Genomic DNA, 17,343 nt, shown 5'->3' on the forward strand with positions numbered 1-17,343 from the left:
GCAGCCGCGGCGTCGGTGCGCTCCCTCCCCCGCTTGCGGGAGAGGTGCACCTTGCGGCGCCTATTCCCCATTCCAGCCGCAGGCCCTGAGCTTCTCGTGCATATGCGGCGGCGCCGGCGCCACGACGCGGACCGGCTCCTTGTTCCGGGAGACCGGCACCACGATCTCGCGGGAATGCAAATGCAGCTTCGGCTCGCCGAAGCGCGGGCCGTTGCCGTAAATGTTATCGCCGAAGATCGGCCAGCCCGTCGCGGACGAATGTACCCGCAATTGATGGGTCCGCCCCGTGACCGGTTCCATGGCGAGCCAGGTGAAACCGTCGCCGCGGCCCATCACCTTCCAGTTGGTGATCGCCTTTTGCCCTTCCGGGTCCGGCTTCTGCCACCAGCCGCGCTCGGCATTGAGCCGGCCGAGCGGCATGTCGATGGTTCCTTCGTCTTCAGTGGGCCCGCCCTCGACCACGGTCCAGTAGGTCTTGCCGATCTTGCCGTGCTTGAAGAGCAGGCCGAGCGAGGCGGTCGCCTTGCGATGGCGGCCGAGCACGAGGCAGCCGGAGGTGTCCTTGTCCAGCCGGTGGGCCAGCACCGGCGGCCGCGGCAGGCCGAAACGCAGCGCGTCGAAGGAATCCTCCAGATTGGCGCCGCCCTTGGGGCCGCGATGCACGGGAAGGCCGGCCGGCTTGTCGATGATCAGCATCAGGCCGTCGCGATGGAGCACGCGGGCCATGATCTCGTCGGCGGACAATTGGGGAACATCGAGCAATTGCAGGACTTTCGGTCAAGTCTTTCGTTTGGAAGCCGGAACGGCTAACACACCGCCACCATGAACGATACCACGTCAGATCCCCCCAAGCTGAGCTGGTGGCGCCGCCTGTCCAACGGGCTGAAGCGCACCTCGTCCTCGCTCGGGACCGCGGTCGCCGACCTCGTCACCAAGCGCAAGCTGGACCGCGCCATGCTCGACGACATCGAGGACGTGCTGCTGCGCGCCGACCTCGGCACGTCAGTCGCGGTGCGGATCGCGGACGCGGTCGGCACCGGCCGTTACGACAAGGCGATCTCGGCCGACGAGGTCAAGGACGTCGTCGCGACCGAGGTCGAGAAGGTGCTGTCGCCGGTGGCAAAGCCGCTCGTGATCGACGCGGCCAAGAAGCCGTTCGTCATCCTCGTGGTCGGCGTCAACGGCTCCGGCAAGACCACCACGATCGGAAAGCTCTCGCAGAAATTCGCCTCCGAAGGCCGCAAGGTGATGCTGGCCGCCGGCGACACGTTTCGCGCGGCAGCGATCGAGCAGCTCAAGGTGTGGGGCGACCGGACGAAGACGCCCGTCGTCGCGGGGGCGCAAGGCTCGGATTCGGCGAGCCTCGCCTTCAACGCGCTCACCGCGGCGAAGGAGCAGGGCATCGACGTGCTCTTGATCGACACCGCCGGGCGTCTGCAAAACAAGGCCGAGCTGATGAACGAGCTCGAAAAGGTCGTGCGCGTCATCCGCAAGGTGGACGACACTGCGCCGCATGCCGTCCTGCTGGTGCTTGATGCGACCGTCGGCCAGAACGCGCTGTCGCAGGTCGAGGCGTTCCATCGCACCGCCGGGGTCACCGGCCTCGTGATGACCAAGCTCGACGGCACCGCGCGTGGCGGCATCCTGGTGGCGCTCGCGGAGAAATTCAAACTGCCGGTGCACTTCATCGGCGTCGGCGAAGGCGTCGACGATCTCGCGCCGTTCACCGCGCGCGACTTCGCCCGCGCCATCGCCGGAATCGAAAGCTAGAGATGGACAAGACCCAGCCGCATCCGCTGTTCAAGCTGGCGACCGAGCTCGGTCCGCTGCTCGTGTTCTTCTTCGTCAATGCGAAGTTCAATCTGTTCGCGGCAACCGGCGCCTTCATGGTCGCGATCGTGGCGGCGATGGCGGCGTCCTATGTGGTGACGCGCCATATCCCGATCATGGCGATCGTCACCGGCGTGATCGTGCTGGTGTTCGGCACGCTGACCCTGGTGCTGCACGACGAGACCTTCATCAAGCTCAAGCCGACCATCATCTACGGCCTGTTCGCCGCGATCCTCGGCGGCGGCCTGCTGTTCGGCCGCTCCTTCATCGCCGTGATGTTCGACCAGATGTTCAATCTGACGCCGCAGGGCTGGCGCATCCTGACCCTGCGCTGGGCGCTGTTCTTCGCCGGCATGGCGGTGCTAAACGAGATCATCTGGCGCACGCAAAGCACCGACTTCTGGGTGAACTTCAAGGTGTTCGGCGTCACCCCGCTGACCATGATCTTCGCCGTCGCCCAGATGCCGCTGACCAAGCGCTATCACCTCGAGCCGGTGTCACTGGAGGCCAGCGAGGCCGAAGCGGGGGACGTGAGCAAGGGGTAGCGGCCGGCGCCGGCCGGGGCATCCAACCACCACCCTCTATTCACGCTGGCGTGCACTTCGCGCGCGCAACTGACCGGATCGAGCGACGCGTCCGGCGGGTTCCTTCATCGCTCTATAACCGCAAGCTGAGATTCTTCAGCTCCGGACCTTGTCCGAACGGTCGCAGGCGATAGCCTCGGGTCGTGAAGAGAGGGTGGCACGCCGGAGGGCCCGGTGATGAGTGCAAAACAGGACCAGACCGCTGAACACCTGATTCAGTACCTCCGGCAACTCGCTCCGCAGGTCCGGCGCCGCCTGCTTGCCGAACTGGAGCGGCTGCACCTCCTCGGCGAGGACATCCCGCATTCCGAGCCATTGATCGCGGCGCTGCGTGCCGAGTTTCGCAACACGGGCCCGAACCACTACCGCGTCGGAAATCCCTCACGTTACTTCTTCGAGCCGCTCGAGCCGGTGCTGGTGGACAGCGCGCCAGAGCGGGCCAATAGCGGACAGATCGCCCGTGGATCGCTCGCACCGATCTGGAGCCTCGTGACCGAGCAATTGCTGCGCAGCATGGCGGCCGACTACATCGCCAACGCGACGAAGGCCATCTCTGCCGACAAGCAGCCCGAAGCACGGCAGATGGCCCAGGCGTTCCAGAAGAAGGTGCTGACCTCTCTCAACGGCCAGCTTGGGTCTGCCGAGGGCGCAGCCGGCATTCGCGACGGGCTGATGGCCTATACCAGCTCCCATGCGACGTTCGATGACCTCAAGAAGATGCTGCGCTGTCTCGACCTGCAGCGGGAGCTCGACGAGTTTGGCCGTGCGCTTGCGCCGAAGATCGCCCGGCTCGAGGGCGCCAGCCTCGACAAGGTCCTTGGCCTCCTCAGCACGCTCAAGTCCAGGCGCGCCGATGCGGTGCCGTTCGCGCTCACGATCGTCGCAAGGCGTCTGGAACGTCCATGGGAGCTGCTGTCGCTCGCGACCACGACAGCCGACGACCGGGCTGCGGCGCGGATCGCGGCGGGCCCCTTCGCGATCGCGGTTTCGATGGTGCTCGATCAGATCGAGCAGAAGCACCACCTCCTGCTCTTCGCGCTCAGGAACAATCGCCCGGTGCGGGCCAGGGAGATCGTGAGCGAGATCTACCGGATCGAGCAGGCACTGCGAACGCAGATCGAGCTCAAAGGGTCCGGCTGGGCCCAGCGCCTCGATGACCTCATGACGGATGTCCAAGCCGCCGTCGACGCGGAGGTCAGCAGCATTCCCGGCGATCACCGGCACCTGACGCACATTCTGGAATCGCCGCGGCTGCGCCCGGACGATTCCTTCGGCCACAAGGTCGGCCATATCTTCGAGAAGGGCTGGGATGCCGTGGCTGGCCTGCTCGCGGGCCACACGGACCCGACCCATCGTCGCGACAACGTGCCGTGAACTCACGCCCTCGGGCAGCTTGTCCGCGCCAGGTCAGCTTCCTGCCTTGAGCGCCTTCTCCAGCTCCGGCATCAGCACCGTCTTGAGGTTTTGCGCCGTGACCGGGCCGACCAGCTTGTAGACGATGGTGCCCTCGCGGCCGACGACGAAGGTTTCCGGCACGCCGTAGACGCCCCATTCGATCGAGGCGCGGCCGTTGGCGTCCACGCCGACGCGGCCGAACGGGTTGCCGTAGCGGCCGAGGAAGCGGCGCGCATTGTCGGCCGTGTCCTTGTAATTGATGCCGACCAGCTGGAAGCGCTTGTCTTTTGCCAGTTCGGTCAGAAGCGGTGCTTCGTCATGACAGGGCACGCACCAGGACGCCCAGACATTGACGAGACTGACCTTGCCCTTGAACGCGGCGGGATCGAGCCCCGGTACGTGCGCGTTGTCGGCCTGCAATCCCTCGAGTGGCGGCAGCACGGTCTGCGGCACCGGACGACCGATCAGCGCGGAGGGGATCCGAGAGATATCGCCGCTGCCGAGCCGGAACCAGAACAGCAGCGCAAGTCCGATGAAGGCGATCAGCGGCAGCACCATCAGGACGGTGCGGCGCTGCGGCGGCGCGGAGGCAGGTTGATCGGTCATCGCAATTCCGTCGCGCTGCGGCCGGAACGGCGCGTGATGCCGCGCTCCTCCAGCTCGCGCAGGCGCTGCGTCTGGTTGCGATGGTCGAGCGCGATCCAGCCGATCAGGATCGCGACCACGAGGGCCGCGGCGGCATAGGACGTCACGATGAAGGAGGCATAGGGACCCAGCGACATGATCATGCGGCCCCGACTTCGTTCGACGCGTTTTGTCCGCGCGCGCCGGCACCGATCTCGCTCGAGAACGCGACACGGCTCGCCTGCATCATCTGCAGCGAGCGGACGCGGCGGCGCAGGATCTCGTTGCGCATCGCGGCCAGATGCAGCGTGACGAACAGCAGCGTGAAGGCGATCGCCATCACCAGCAGCGGAATCAGGAAGGATTTGTCGAGGGCCGATCCGCCCATGCGCATCACCGAGGCGGGCTGGTGCAGCGTGTTCCACCAGTCGACGGAGAATTTGATGATCGGCAAATTGATCGCGCCGACCAGGGTCAGCACCGCGGCGGCGCGGGCCGCGCGCGAGGGATCGTCGACCGCCCGCCACAGCGCCATCAGGCCGAGATACATCAGGAAGAGAATCAGCACCGAGGTGAGCCGCGCGTCCCATTCCCAATAGGTGCCCCACATCGGCCGGCCCCACAGCGAGCCCGTGAGCAGCGCGAGGAAGGTGAAGGCGGCGCCGATCGGCGCGGCCGCCTTGGCGGCGACGTCGGCGAGCGGATGACGCCACACCAGCGTTCCCAGCGAGGCGATGCTCATCACGCCCCAGACGAACATCGACAGCCAGGCATTGGGCACGTGGATGAACATGATCTTCACCGTCGCGCCCTGCTGGTAGTCGTCGGGTGCGAGCGCGGCTTGATAGAGACCGATCGCGAGCAGGACGACGGTCGCGGCCGCAAGCCACGGCAGGACCCGCGCTGTCAGCGCGAGGAACCGCGTGGGGTTGGCGAGGTCGATCAGTGTCATGGTACCCTGATAATCGTCGATGGCCGCTCAGGCAATCAGCACGAAAGCGAGGGACGAAAGTTGATCGGGGTCAAGGTCGGCCGAGTCCATCCTAATCAAGTCCATGCCGCAGGCTCGCCGCGGCTGCGAAGGGGCCGATCACGAGGCTGACCAGCGACAGCGCGCACAGGATCGAGAACGGCGCGCCGAAGGTCATCGGGCCGACGATCACGGCCTGCGAGGCCGCTACGCCGAAAATCAGCACGGGAATCGACAGCGGCAGCACCAGCACCGCCATCAGCAGCCCGCCGCGGTGCAGCGTCACCGCCAGCGCCGCGCCGATCATACCGGTAAACGTCAGCGCCGGGGTACCCGCCAGAAGCGTCAGCGCCACCGCGCCGGTCGCGACCATGTCGAGGTTGAGCAGGAGGCCGAGCACGGGGGTTGCGACAATCAGCGGCAGGCCGGCGGCCAGCCAATGCGCCAGTGCCTTGGCGGCACAGGCGAGTTCCAGCGGCGTCCGGCTCATCGTGATCAGGTCGAGCGAGCCGTCCTCGTGGTCGGCCATGAACAGCCGGTCGAGGGTGAGCAGGCTCGCCAGCAGCGCTCCGAGCCAGAGGATGGCCGGCCCCAGCCGCGACAGCAGCGCCAGATCGGGCCCCACTGCGAACGGCATCAGCACCACCACGGTCAGGAAGAACAGCACCCCGATCAGCGCCCCGCCGCCGACGCGGAGCGCGATCCGGATGTCCCGGCGGACGATGGCGGACAGGGCGGTCATGAGGTGGCCCTTCTGGCGAAGCGGCCATGGGAGTCGGGCTGGCGCTGCGGGGACGGTGCGCTCCCTCCCCCGCCTGCGGGGGAGGAGTGGGGAGAGGGGATCTCGACAACGAAGATTTCCCCTGAGGATAGAACCCTCACCCGGCGCCTTAGCCGATGCAAAGCATCGGCGTTTTTTAGGGACGGCGGCCAGGGGCCGCCTATGCCGGCCTCTCCCGCAAGCAGGGAAGGCGAGGGGACGGAGCGGCCGCCACCTGGCCGCTCGGAAAGCTGAGGGTCGGGCCGCATCACGCCACACCCCCGATCCGCAGCTCCCGCGACTCAATCCCCAACGGCGCGTGGGTCGCCGCGACGATCATGCCGCCGCGCGACAGGTGCTCGCGCATCAGGTCGCCGAACATGTCCTGTCCCGCCACATCCAGCGCGTTGGTCGGCTCGTCCAAGAGCCAGACCGGGCGGCGGACAGTCAGCAGGCGCGCCAGCGACAGGCGGCGGCGCTGGCCGGCCGACAGGAAGCCGGCGGGCAGGTGGGTGGCGTGCGCGAGACCGACAATGGCGAGGCTCTCGGCGAAGTCAAAACGCTCGCCGCCGAGAAATTCGGCCCAAAAGGTCAGATTTTCGGCCACGCTGAGCGCCGGCTTGAGGGCATCGCGATGGCCGAGATAGTGGCACTGCTCGGGCAGCGTCAGCTCGGGATCGCCGCCCGCCAGCGCGATCTTGCCTTCCGCCGGCACGAGCAGGCCGGCGATCAGCCGCAGCAGCGAGGTCTTGCCCGATCCGTTGCGGCCGACGACCGCCACGGCCTCGCCGGAGACCGCGGCGAAATCGAGCCCGGCGAACACCTGGCGGCCGCCCCGCACGCAGGCGACCCCGTGTCCGGAGAGCTGCATCTCGCCTTGTTTCAGGTCACTCAAAACCGGGCCTCAGGAAAACTTGGGGTAGCGCATGGGAATTTTTGGCTGGCGGTTGCTGCGGCACGATTGTGGCTGTGGCGGCGCGGTTAGAAAGCTTCTATAAGCCCGGAACTACTTGATGCAGCAACTCAACCTGCCCCCGCAAGCGGCCCAGCCTAGATGTGCTGACGGTGTTAAAATACCCTGCCGGGTATAACTAACAATTGGGATTTCCTACATGACCTCGCTCGACAGCTTCAAATGCAAAAAGACCCTCAAGGTCGGCGCCAAGACCTATGTCTATTACAGCCTGCCCACGGCCGAGAAGAATGGTCTGAAGGGAATTTCCAAACTTCCCTACTCGATGAAGGTCCTGCTCGAGAACCTGCTGCGCAACGAGGACGGCCGTTCGGTCAAGAAAGAGGACATCGTCGCCGTCTCGAAATGGCTGCGCAAGAAGTCGCTGGAGCATGAGATTGCGTTCCGCCCGGCGCGGGTGCTGATGCAGGATTTCACCGGCGTGCCGGCGGTGGTCGATCTCGCCGCGATGCGCAACGCGATGCAGAAGCTCGGCGGCGACGCCGAGAAGATCAATCCGCTGGTGCCGGTCGACCTCGTCATCGACCACTCCGTGATCGTGAACTTCTTCGGCGACAACAAGGCTTTCGGCAAGAACGTCACCGAAGAGTACAAGCAGAACCAGGAGCGCTACGAGTTCCTGAAGTGGGGCCAGAAGGCGTTCTCGAACTTCTCCGTCGTGCCGCCCGGCACCGGCATCTGCCACCAGGTCAATCTCGAATATCTCTCCCAGACGGTGTGGACCAAGAAGGAGAAGATGACGGTCGGCAAGAAGACCGGCACCTTCGAGGTCGCATACCCTGACTCGCTGGTCGGCACCGACTCCCACACCACCATGGTCAATGGTCTGGCCGTGCTCGGCTGGGGCGTCGGCGGGATCGAGGCGGAAGCCTGCATGCTCGGCCAGCCGCTGTCGATGCTGCTGCCCAACGTCGTCGGCTTCAAGCTGAAGGGCGCGATGAAGGAAGGCGTCACCGCGACCGACCTCGTGCTGACAGTCACGCAGATGCTGCGCAAGCTCGGTGTGGTCGGCAAGTTCGTCGAGTTCTTCGGCCCCGGTCTCGACAATCTCTCGGTCGCCGACAAGGCGACGATCGCCAACATGGCGCCCGAATATGGCGCGACCTGCGGCTTCTTCCCGGTCGATGCCGCCGCGATCGACTACCTCAAGACGTCGGGGCGCGCCGCGCCGCGCGTTGCACTGGTGCAGGCCTATGCCAAGGCGCAAGGGCTGTTCCGCACCGCCAAGTCGCCCGATCCGGTGTTCACGGAAACGCTGACGCTCGATCTCGCCGACGTCGTGCCGTCGATGGCCGGTCCGAAGCGCCCCGAAGGCCGCATCGCGCTGCCGTCGGTCGCCGAAGGCTTCTCGCTCGCGCTCGGCACGGAATACAAGAAGGCCGAGGAGCCCAACAAGCGCTTTTCCGTCGAGGGCAAGGATTTCGAGATCGGCCATGGCGACGTCGTGATCGCCGCCATCACCTCCTGCACCAACACCTCGAACCCGAGCGTGCTGATCGGCGCCGGCCTCTTGGCCCGTAACGCCGCCGCGAAGGGCCTGAAGGCAAAACCGTGGGTGAAGACCTCGCTCGCCCCCGGCAGCCAGGTCGTCGCGGGCTATCTCGCCGATTCCGGCTTGCAGAAGGATCTCGACAAGGTCGGCTTCAACCTGGTCGGCTTCGGCTGCACCACCTGCATCGGCAATTCCGGTCCGCTGCCCGAGGAGATCTCGAAGTCGATCAACGACAACGGCATCGTCGCCGCCGCCGTGCTGTCCGGCAACCGCAACTTCGAAGGCCGCGTCTCGCCCGACGTGCAGGCGAACTATCTCGCTTCGCCCCCGCTGGTCGTCGCCCACGCGCTCGCGGGCAGCGTTACCAAAAACCTTGCCGTCGAGCCGATCGGCGAGGGCAAGGACGGCAAGCCGGTGTACCTCAAGGACATCTGGCCCACGACGAAGGAAATCAACGCCTTCATGAAGAAGTTCGTGACCTCGACGATCTTCAAGAAGAAGTATGCCGACGTGTTCAAGGGCGACGCCAACTGGCGCAAGATCAAGACGGTCGAGAGCGAGACCTATCGCTGGAACATGTCTTCGACCTACGTGCAGAACCCGCCCTATTTCGACGGCATGAAGAAGGAGCCGGAGCCGGTCACCGACATCGTCGAGGCGCGCATCCTCGCCATGTTCGGCGACAAGATCACCACCGACCACATCTCGCCGGCCGGTTCGATCAAGCTCACCTCGCCCGCGGGCAAATATCTCAGCGAGCACCAGGTGCGTCCCGCCGACTTCAACCAGTACGGCACGCGCCGCGGCAACCATGAAGTGATGATGCGCGGCACCTTTGCCAACATCCGCATCAAGAACTTCATGCTGAAGGGCGCCGACGGCAACATCCCCGAAGGCGGCCTCACCAAGCATTGGCCCGACGGCGAGCAGATGTCGATCTACGACGCCGCGATGAAGTACCAGCAGGAGCAGGTGCCGCTGGTGGTGTTCGCCGGCGCCGAATACGGCAACGGCTCCTCGCGCGACTGGGCTGCCAAGGGCACGCGCCTGCTCGGCGTGCGCGCCGTGATCTGCCAGAGCTTCGAGCGCATCCATCGCTCCAACCTGGTCGGTATGGGCGTGCTGCCGCTGACCTTCGAGGAAGGCACCTCCTGGTCGTCGCTCGGCCTGAAGGGCGATGAGAAGGTCACGCTGCGCGGCCTGCAGGGCGACCTCAAGCCGCGTCAGAAGCTGACCGCGGAGATCGTCTCCGGCGACGGCTCGTTGCAGCGCGTTTCGCTGCTCTGCCGCATCGATACGCTGGACGAGCTCGACTACTACCGCAACGGCGGTATCCTGCACTACGTGCTGCGCAAGCTCGCGGCCTAAGCGCGGATTTGTGAACGGTGGCTCACTGCGAAGTGAGTAGAAGGTTAAATGAAGGCGGCCTATCACAAGGCCGCCTTTCATGCGTTTGCGGCACGTTCGGATGGGCCCGCGCGGCGGAAAACGGTCCTTGGGCGGTTATCTGGACGGATGAAGTATCGTGCCCCGTAAGACTACGGTGACCATCAGGCGATAAGATCCCCCTCCACGAGTGACGGTGTGTGACGTTCGACATGACAACAATGACGGCTTCTCATCTGGTTTCACGTTGGTCCGGTGCCCTCTGGTCGAGTGCTCTCGGCCTTTGTGCCATCGTCGCCGTCGTCGTTCCCGCCTCTGCCGATCCCCGCGCCGTTGTCGAATTGTTTACCTCGCAAGGCTGCTCCTCCTGTCCGCCCGCCGACCAGATCATCGGCGATCTCTCCAAGGATCCGTCGATCATCGCGCTGAGCATGCCGATCGATTATTGGGACTATCTCGGCTGGAAGGACACGCTGGCGGATTCGCGCTTCTCTGCACGACAGCGTGCCTATTCGAAGATGCGCGGCGACCGCGAGGTCTACACCCCGCAGGTCGTGGTCAACGGCTCCACCCATGTCATCGGCAGCGACCGTACCAGCATCGAGAATGCGATCGGCAAGACCGACAAGGGTGTGGGCGTGATGAGCGTGCCGGTGACGATGTCGCTCGCGGGCAAGCAGATCAACGTCTCGGTGGCCGCGAGCAAAGAGCCGGCCGTCTCGCATGGCGAGGTCTGGATCTGCTCAATCGCCAAGTCGGTCCCGATCGCAATCACCCGCGGCGAGAATCGCGGGCAGCAGGTCACCTATCACAACGTGGTGCGCAACCTGCTCAAGGTCGGTGACTGGACCGGACGTTCGGAAAGCTGGACGGTGCCGATCGAGAATTTGACGCGCGACGGCGTCGACGGCGCGGTGGTCTACGTCCAGGACGGCAGCCGCGAGCGGCCGGGCCCAATGCTCGGCGCGGCATACACGTCGCTGCATTGAAGTAAGCACAGCATCTCGGCAATTGTTGCTCGTCATTCCGGGCGCGCGAAGCGCGAGCTAGGGTGCGCAATTGCGCACCTTAGAATCCATCTATCCATGGACAAGCTGAGAAATGGATTCTTAGATGCGCAATTGCGCATCGTAGTTCGCGCCAAGAGGCGCGCCTCGGAATGGCAGCGCGCCAGCAACATCCCGACACAAACAAAAAAGGACCAACTTGCGTTGGCCCTCCTTGTCGTGCGTACAGACCCGATCCTGTTCGACCCCGGGGGGCTGGGGGCTGAGGAATCCGGAACCGAAAGGACCGGGTCAACGCACATGAATCTTTTCGCAGTGCAGGGCGGCAGTCGCTAGGCGGAAAAGCGGCGAGACTATGATTCCTTCTAACGATCCCGTGACGGTTCGCCGCGACAAAGTTCCACCTTTGCGTGTGCCCGGCATCGCACCTGATTCGATCGGTTGAATGGGGGGGGGCGAGTTCCATCAAGAGCCTTGCGGCGAGAGACGGATGGCGCAATCATACCATTGTCATGATCCGGTTCCGGGGACGGTTCGCGGACGGGGTTCAAGTCGTGCGATGAGGAGGCTCTCCATGAGTCTGATGTCGGAGGATGCCGATCCGAGCGAGCAGCGCGCGGCGGCGCGCCCCGCCGCTGCGAATGCGCAACAACTGAGCCGGGTGACGTTCAACCGGCTCGAGCTGCACCGCATTCTCAATCTCTACGGCCGCATGGTCGCCGACGGCGAGTGGCGCGATTACGCCATCGACTTCCTGAAGGACCGCGCGGTGTTCTCGGTCTATCGCCGCGCCTCGGAAGTGCCGATCTATCGCATCGAGAAGGATCCGCGGCTGGCGCGCAAGCAGGGCATGTACAGCGTGATCTCGGCGACGGGCCTGATCCTGCGCCGCGGCCACGAGCTCGAGCGCGTGCTGCTGGTGATCGACCGGAAACTGGCAGTGGTGTAGCCACTGACCCCGTCGCCCGAAGGGAGCGAAGCGTAATCCGGGGCCGTTGTACCAGCGGATGGACCTGTCCCGGATTTCGCTTCGCTCCATCCGGGCTGCAAGAGCTTCCTACTGCCCCGGCACCGTGCTCGCGCCCTCGCCGAGGTCGCGCTGCATCATCACCGTGTCCAGCCAGCGGCCGAATTTCAGCCCGACATTGCGATGCGTGCCGATCATCTTGAAGCCGCCCTTGGTGTGCACGCCGATCGAGCCGGCATTGGCGGAATCGCCGATCACCGCGATCATCTGGCGAAAGCCGCGCGCCTCGCATTCGGCGACCAGCCGCTCCAGCAGCGCTGAGCCGACGCCGCGGCGATGGAAGGCGGGATCGAGATAGATCGAGTTCTCGACCGTGAAGCGATAGGCCGGCCGCGGCCGGTAGGCGCCGGCATAGGCATAGCCGGCAACGCGGCCGTCGAGCATGGCGACGAAATAGGGATAGCCGCCGTCGACAAGCGCGCGATAGCGGCGCGTCATCTCCGAGAGGTCGGGCGGCTCCAGCTCGAACGTGGCGGTGCCCTCGCGGACGGCCTGCTGGTAGATGGCGGTGATGGCGGGAAGGTCGGCCTCGGTTGTGGGCCGGATGTCTGCTGCGGTCATGGGGCGAAGATTAAAGCGTTCCCGGGACGGCTGGAAGGGGCGAACGGCCTTTCCACGTCGTCATTGCGAGCGAAGCGAAGCAATCCAGAAATGCATCTGCGGAGGGACTCTGGATTGCTTCGCGGAGTTCGTAATGAAGGGAAAGGCATCACTTGTAGCCCGGATGGAGCGCAGCGAAATCCGGGACAGGTGTATCGGCTGATGCCACGTTCCCGGATTGCGCTGCGCTTCATCCGGGCTACGGGAACGGTGCTCCCGGCCAAACAAAAACCCCGGCCTTTCGGCCGGGGTTCGTGTCGTTCGCTCTGTCAGTCGCTTAGTCGCGCTGGCCGAGCAGCTGCAGCAGCAGCGTGAACAGGTTGATGAAGTTCAGGTACAGCGACAGCGCGCCGGTGATGGCCGCACGCTCTGCGATGTCACCGCCGGCCGAAGCATAGCCGTAGATGTAGTCGTTCTTCAGCCGCTGGGTGTCCCAGGCGGTGAGGCCCGCGAACACCAGGACACCGACCACCGACACGATGAACTGCAGCATCGAGCTCGCCAGGAACAGGTTCACCAGGCTCGCGATGATGATGCCGATCAGGCCCATGAACAGGAACGAGCCCATGCCGGTCAGGTCACGCTTGGTGGTGTAGCCGTAGAGGCTCAGCGCACCGAAGGTCGCCGCGGTGATGAAGAACACCCGCACGATCGAGGTGTGGGTGAACACCAAGAAGATCGACGACAGCGAGACGCCCATCAGCGCCGCGAACACCCAGAACAGGATCTGGGCCGTCGAGGGCGCGAGACGGTTGATGCCCGCCGAGATCACGAACACCATGGCCAGCGGCGCGAGCATGAACAGCCATTTCAGCGGGCTGACGAACATCGCGTAGCCGAACGGCGTCAGGAACAGCTTGCCGACGCGGACGGATTCCGCCGTCGGAACGTCGGTCACGGCAGCCATGTAGACGCCGAGCGCGGCCAGGCCGGTGATGGCGAGGCCGATGCTCATGTAGTTGTAGATGCGCAGCATGTAGGCGCGCAGGCCGGCATCGACCGTCGCGGCGTCAACACGCCCGGCGGCCCTGCCGAAAGGAGAAGCGTAGTTACGGTCTAGGTCCGACATGGTCGAATTCCCGTTGGTTGGTCCGGTCCGGCACTGGGGTCGCCGTGCCGCCGGTTCGTCAAACTCTATCTCGGATACCGATGCCAACCGACTAAATTTTGGCTAACAATCGGGGCTCCGAACCCACTCGATATGTGGGAAACTAACACATTCGCTGCAACCTTCCACGCGCGGCTGAATGTCGCCCTTGGCGGCAATCCTGACGCGAACCTGACGAGCAGTCGTGGTTAATCGCGGGAATCGTGCGATTCCGCATCCGTGCGGCCAGCCGCTACCATTTGTCACAAATTCCGCAACACCGTTGCGGGCTTTTTGTTCAATGCCAGCAGCGTGCCTGCGAGCCCGAGCCCGACCGTGACGACGAGCGCGGCCGCGACGACTCCGGCCGCGCTGCCGGCCTGCCAGACGAAGCTCAGCGTCATCAGCCGCGTCACGATCATCCAGGCAGCCAAGCTGCCGGAGATCACGCCGAACAATGCGGTGGCGAGCCCGATCAAGAGATATTCGAGCGCATAGGCGCCCAGCAGCCGCAGCCGCGTCGCGCCCAGCGTCTTCAGGATCACGGCATCGTAGACCCGGTGGCGATGGCCGGCGGCGAGCGCCCCGCCCAGCACCAGGATCGCCGAGATCAGGGTCACCGCGCTGGCGCCGCGAATCGCCAGCGCCAGATTGGTCACCACCGCGCCGACCGTCTGCATCACCTCGCGCACGCGCACGCTGGTCACCATCGGATAGGCGTCGGCCACCTGCTTGATGATCTTGCCGTCGCCTGCCGCATTTCCGCCCGGTTCCGTCAGCGTCGCGATATGGGTGTGCGGCGCGCCCTTGAAGGCGTTCGGCGAGAACACGAGGACGAAATTGATGCCGAGTCCCTGCCAGTCGATGCTGCGCAGATTGCCGATTTTGGCCGGGATGTCGCGGCCGAGCACGTTGACCACGATCTCGTCGCCCAGCTTGAGGCCGAGGCCGTCGGCGATCTTCTTCTCCATCGACACCAGCGTCGGGCCGGAATAGTCGGCGCTCCACCATTCGCCCTCGACCACCTTGGAGCCTTTCGGCAGCTCGCCGGTGTAGGTCAGGCCGCGGTCGCTCTGCAGCACCCATTCGGAATCGGTGGACGGCTTGAGCTCCTCGGCGCGCAGCCCGCGCGCGGCGACGATGCGTCCGCGCAGCATCGGCACGTCCTCGACCGTCGCGCCGGGCGCGATCTTGCGCAAGTAAAGGTCGAACTGCTCGGCCTGCGCGCTCGGGATGTCGATGAAGAAGAAGGATGGCGCCTGGTCGGGGAGGGCCGCGAGGAACTGCCGCCGCAGATTGCCGTCGATCTGGGTGATGGTGACGAGCACGGCGAGCCCGAGTCCCAGCGACAGCACGACCGAGGGCGTCAGGGCGCCCGCCCGGTGGATGTTGGCGATCGCAAGCCGCAGCATCGGCAGCCGCGTCCGCGGCAGCCGCCGCGCGATGGCCATCAGCAGCGCGGCGATGCCGCGCAGCAGGGCGAACACGACGACCGAGGAGGCCACGAACACCGCGGCGATGCGCTTGTCGAAGGAGAGCCCGATGACAACCGCGATCAGCAGCGCGATCACCACGCCCATGAACACGAGATAGCCCGCGCGTGGCCGGTGCCATTCCGAGCTGATGGTGTCGCGGAACAGCGCGGCTACCGGCACGTCGTGGACGCGTCCGAGCGGCCAGAGGCCGAAGGCCAGCGCCGTCAGGAAGCCGTAGATGAAGGACAGCGCGAGCTCGTCGGCATGCACGGCCGGCACCACCGGCAGCGGTAGCAGCTTGCCGAACAGGCCGACGATGGCGAACGGCATCGCCGCGCCGAGCGCAAGGCCGATCACCGAGCCGATCGCGGCGAGCAGGAGGACCTGTGCGAGATAGATGCCGAACACGTCGCGACCGGTGGCGCCCACGGCCTTGAGGGCCGCGATCACTTCGAGCCGGCGGTCGATATGGCTCTTCACGGCATTGGCGACGCCGACGCCGCCGACCAGCAGCGCGGCAAGTCCGACCAGCGTCAGGAACTGCGTGAAGCGATTGATGTTGCGCTCGAGCTGCGGCGAGGCGTTGGAGCGGCTGCGGATCTCCCAGCCGGCTTGCGGCGCGGCGCTGCGCGCATCCGCGATGAAGGTTTCGGTGGCGCGCTCGTTGTTGGCGACGTCGGGCAGCTTCACCCGGTAGACCCAGCGCACCAGGCTGCCGGGCTGGATCAGGCCGGTGGCGCGCAAGGCCTCCTGGCTGATCAGGAAGCGCGGGCCGAAGCCGATGCCGCCGGCGAGCTTGTCGGGCTCGGCTTCGACGGTGGAGCGGATCTGGAAGGTCGCCGAGCCGATGGTGACGCGGTCGCCGTTCCTCAGCGACAGCCGCGCCAGCAGCGTCGGATCGGCGGCCGCACCGAACGCGCCGTCGCGCTCCGCGAGCACGTCCGACATCGGCAATTGCGGTTTCAGCGTCAGCTGGCCCAGCATCGGATAGGTGTCGTCGACCGCCTTCATCTCGACCAGTGCGAGCTGGCCGTCGGCCGCGCGCGCCATGCCGCGCAAGGTGGCGGCGGTCGACACGGCGCCGCGCGAGCGCAGGAAGGCAACCTCGTCGGGTTTCGCTTCGCGCTGGAACAGCACGAAGGAGACGTCGCCGCCGAGCAGCGTGCGGCCCTCGCGGGCGAGGCCGTCGGACAGGCTCGCCGACACCGAGCCAACGCCGGCGATCGCCATCACGCCGAGCGCGATGCAGGCGATGAAGACGTAGAAGCCGCGCAGGCCGCCGCGTAATTCGCGCAGCGCATAACGCAGCGAGAGCGCGACGCCGCCCGGCTTCGCGAAGGGTTCGGCAGCCACGCTCATGCCGGCGCCGACTGCGTGTCGATGCGGCCCGAGCGCAGCCGGATCACGCGGTCGCAGCGATGCGCGAGCGAGGAATCGTGCGTCACCAGCACCAGGGTCATGCCGCGCTCGGCGTGCTTGCTGAACAGCAGATCGACGATCTGTTTTCCGGTGGCCTCGTCGAGATTGCCGGTCGGCTCGTCGGCGACGAGGATCGCGGGATCGGGCGCCAGCGCGCGGGCCAGCGCCACGCGCTGCTGCTCGCCGCCGGAGAGCTGTGTCGGATAATGATGCAGGCGGTCGCCGAGCCCGACCGATTGCAGCTCCTGCGCCGCGCGCTTGGCCGCGTCGGGATTGCCGGCAAGCTCGAGCGGCACCGCGACGTTCTCGAGCGCGGTCATGGTCGGGATCAAATGAAAGGACTGGAAGACGATGCCGACCTGGCGTCCGCGGAAGCGGGCCAGCGCGTCCTCGTCGAGGGCATTGAAAGGCGTGCCATTCACCACCACCTCTCCGCTATCAGGACGCTCCAGCCCCGCCATCACCATCAGCAGCGTGGATTTGCCCGAGCCTGACGGGCCGATCAGGCCGATCGTCTCGCTACGGCCGACTCGCAAGCTGATATCCTTGAGAATGTGAACGCGTGCCGCGCCCGTGCCCAATGAGAGATTGACGTTGGAGATGGCGATGGTGTCCGCCGTAGTGACGGCGAGCGAAGAGGGATCGATGCGAGTGTCCATGGTCCGGTCATATGGCAACTCCGATAGCGCGGTCGAGAGGCGTTACGGATTGTTC

The 17,343-nt window shown here is 65.7% G+C and carries 16 protein-coding genes; 6 read left to right on the plus strand and 10 right to left on the minus strand.

Annotated elements, in window-relative coordinates; genetic code table 11:
- Positions 1–60 precede the first annotated feature (60 nt).
- On the minus strand, positions 61–762 hold the full coding sequence (locus AC0WRY_RS01845) for an RluA family pseudouridine synthase (RefSeq protein WP_246776398.1): 702 nt from the start codon (positions 760–762) through the stop codon (positions 61–63).
- 60 nt (positions 763–822) lie between these two features.
- On the opposite strand from AC0WRY_RS01845, the gene ftsY reads away from it, so the two are divergent.
- From ftsY to AC0WRY_RS01860, 3 genes are all read left to right on the plus strand, one after another.
- A complete protein-coding gene (ftsY, locus tag AC0WRY_RS01850) occupies positions 823–1,770 on the plus strand; it encodes a signal recognition particle-docking protein FtsY (protein WP_194405419.1) in 948 nt (315 codons plus the stop codon).
- Positions 1,771–1,772: 2 nt separating this feature from the next.
- A complete protein-coding gene (locus AC0WRY_RS01855) occupies positions 1,773–2,375 on the plus strand; it encodes a septation protein A (protein ID WP_194405420.1) in 603 nt (200 codons plus the stop codon).
- A 216-nt stretch (positions 2,376–2,591) separates the two neighbouring features.
- Positions 2,592–3,788, plus strand: coding sequence for a Rossmann-fold NAD(P)-binding domain-containing protein (locus AC0WRY_RS01860; protein ID WP_194405421.1), 1,197 nt, complete (start codon positions 2,592–2,594; stop codon positions 3,786–3,788).
- A 33-nt stretch (positions 3,789–3,821) separates the two neighbouring features.
- Here the strand turns inward: AC0WRY_RS01860 and AC0WRY_RS01865 are convergent, their stop codons facing one another.
- The 5 genes from AC0WRY_RS01865 to ccmA form a co-directional block, all read right to left on the minus strand.
- Positions 3,822–4,415 carry a DsbE family thiol:disulfide interchange protein gene (locus AC0WRY_RS01865; protein ID WP_194405422.1) on the minus strand — a complete coding sequence of 198 codons (594 nt, stop codon included), beginning with the start codon at positions 4,413–4,415 and terminating at the stop codon, positions 3,822–3,824.
- Positions 4,412–4,597, minus strand: coding sequence for a heme exporter protein CcmD (gene ccmD / locus AC0WRY_RS01870; protein ID WP_194405423.1), 186 nt, complete (start codon positions 4,595–4,597; stop codon positions 4,412–4,414). Before ccmD ends, AC0WRY_RS01865 begins: the two co-directional genes overlap by 4 nt.
- On the minus strand, positions 4,594–5,385 hold the full coding sequence (locus tag AC0WRY_RS01875) for a heme ABC transporter permease (protein WP_194405424.1): 792 nt from the start codon (positions 5,383–5,385) through the stop codon (positions 4,594–4,596). Before AC0WRY_RS01875 ends, ccmD begins: the two co-directional genes overlap by 4 nt.
- Before the next feature lie 91 nt (positions 5,386–5,476).
- Entirely contained in the window at positions 5,477–6,145 is a 669-nt protein-coding gene (gene ccmB, locus AC0WRY_RS01880; protein WP_194405425.1) for a heme exporter protein CcmB, read from the minus strand.
- A 286-nt stretch (positions 6,146–6,431) separates the two neighbouring features.
- Positions 6,432–7,034 carry a heme ABC exporter ATP-binding protein CcmA gene (gene ccmA, locus AC0WRY_RS01885; protein WP_194408131.1) on the minus strand — a complete coding sequence of 201 codons (603 nt, stop codon included), beginning with the start codon at positions 7,032–7,034 and terminating at the stop codon, positions 6,432–6,434.
- A gap of 241 nt (positions 7,035–7,275) precedes the next feature.
- Here ccmA and acnA point away from each other — a divergent pair, with 241 nt between their 5' ends.
- The 3 genes from acnA to AC0WRY_RS01900 all read left to right on the plus strand — a co-directional run bounded on the left by acnA (position 7,276) and on the right by AC0WRY_RS01900 (position 11,970).
- Positions 7,276–9,996 (plus strand): aconitate hydratase AcnA, encoded by a 2,721-nt coding sequence (acnA, locus tag AC0WRY_RS01890; protein WP_194405426.1) that lies wholly within the window; start codon positions 7,276–7,278, stop codon positions 9,994–9,996.
- Positions 9,997–10,226: 230 nt separating this feature from the next.
- Positions 10,227–11,003, plus strand: a complete 777-nt coding sequence (locus AC0WRY_RS01895; RefSeq protein WP_194405427.1) for a DUF1223 domain-containing protein — start codon at positions 10,227–10,229, stop codon at positions 11,001–11,003.
- A 592-nt stretch (positions 11,004–11,595) separates the two neighbouring features.
- On the plus strand, positions 11,596–11,970 hold the full coding sequence (locus AC0WRY_RS01900; protein WP_194405428.1) for a DUF2794 domain-containing protein: 375 nt from the start codon (positions 11,596–11,598) through the stop codon (positions 11,968–11,970).
- Positions 11,971–12,078: 108 nt separating this feature from the next.
- On the opposite strand, the gene AC0WRY_RS01905 is transcribed toward AC0WRY_RS01900, so the two are convergent.
- The 4 genes from AC0WRY_RS01905 to AC0WRY_RS01920 all read right to left on the minus strand — a co-directional run bounded on the left by AC0WRY_RS01905 (position 12,079) and on the right by AC0WRY_RS01920 (position 17,288).
- Positions 12,079–12,609 (minus strand): GNAT family N-acetyltransferase, encoded by a 531-nt coding sequence (locus AC0WRY_RS01905; RefSeq protein ID WP_194405429.1) that lies wholly within the window; start codon positions 12,607–12,609, stop codon positions 12,079–12,081.
- A 316-nt stretch (positions 12,610–12,925) separates the two neighbouring features.
- On the minus strand, positions 12,926–13,717 hold the full coding sequence (locus tag AC0WRY_RS01910) for a Bax inhibitor-1/YccA family protein (RefSeq protein WP_194405430.1): 792 nt from the start codon (positions 13,715–13,717) through the stop codon (positions 12,926–12,928).
- Positions 13,718–13,998: 281 nt separating this feature from the next.
- Positions 13,999–16,569, minus strand: coding sequence for an ABC transporter permease (locus tag AC0WRY_RS01915; RefSeq protein ID WP_491122594.1), 2,571 nt, complete (start codon positions 16,567–16,569; stop codon positions 13,999–14,001).
- Positions 16,566–17,288: an ABC transporter ATP-binding protein gene (locus AC0WRY_RS01920; protein WP_194405432.1), complete on the minus strand. Its 723-nt coding sequence runs from the start codon at positions 17,286–17,288 to the stop codon at positions 16,566–16,568. The genes AC0WRY_RS01915 and AC0WRY_RS01920 overlap by 4 nt, the downstream gene beginning before the upstream one ends.
- Positions 17,289–17,343: the final 55 nt, after the last annotated feature.

This window comes from Bradyrhizobium sp. T-12 (assembly GCF_058314695.1).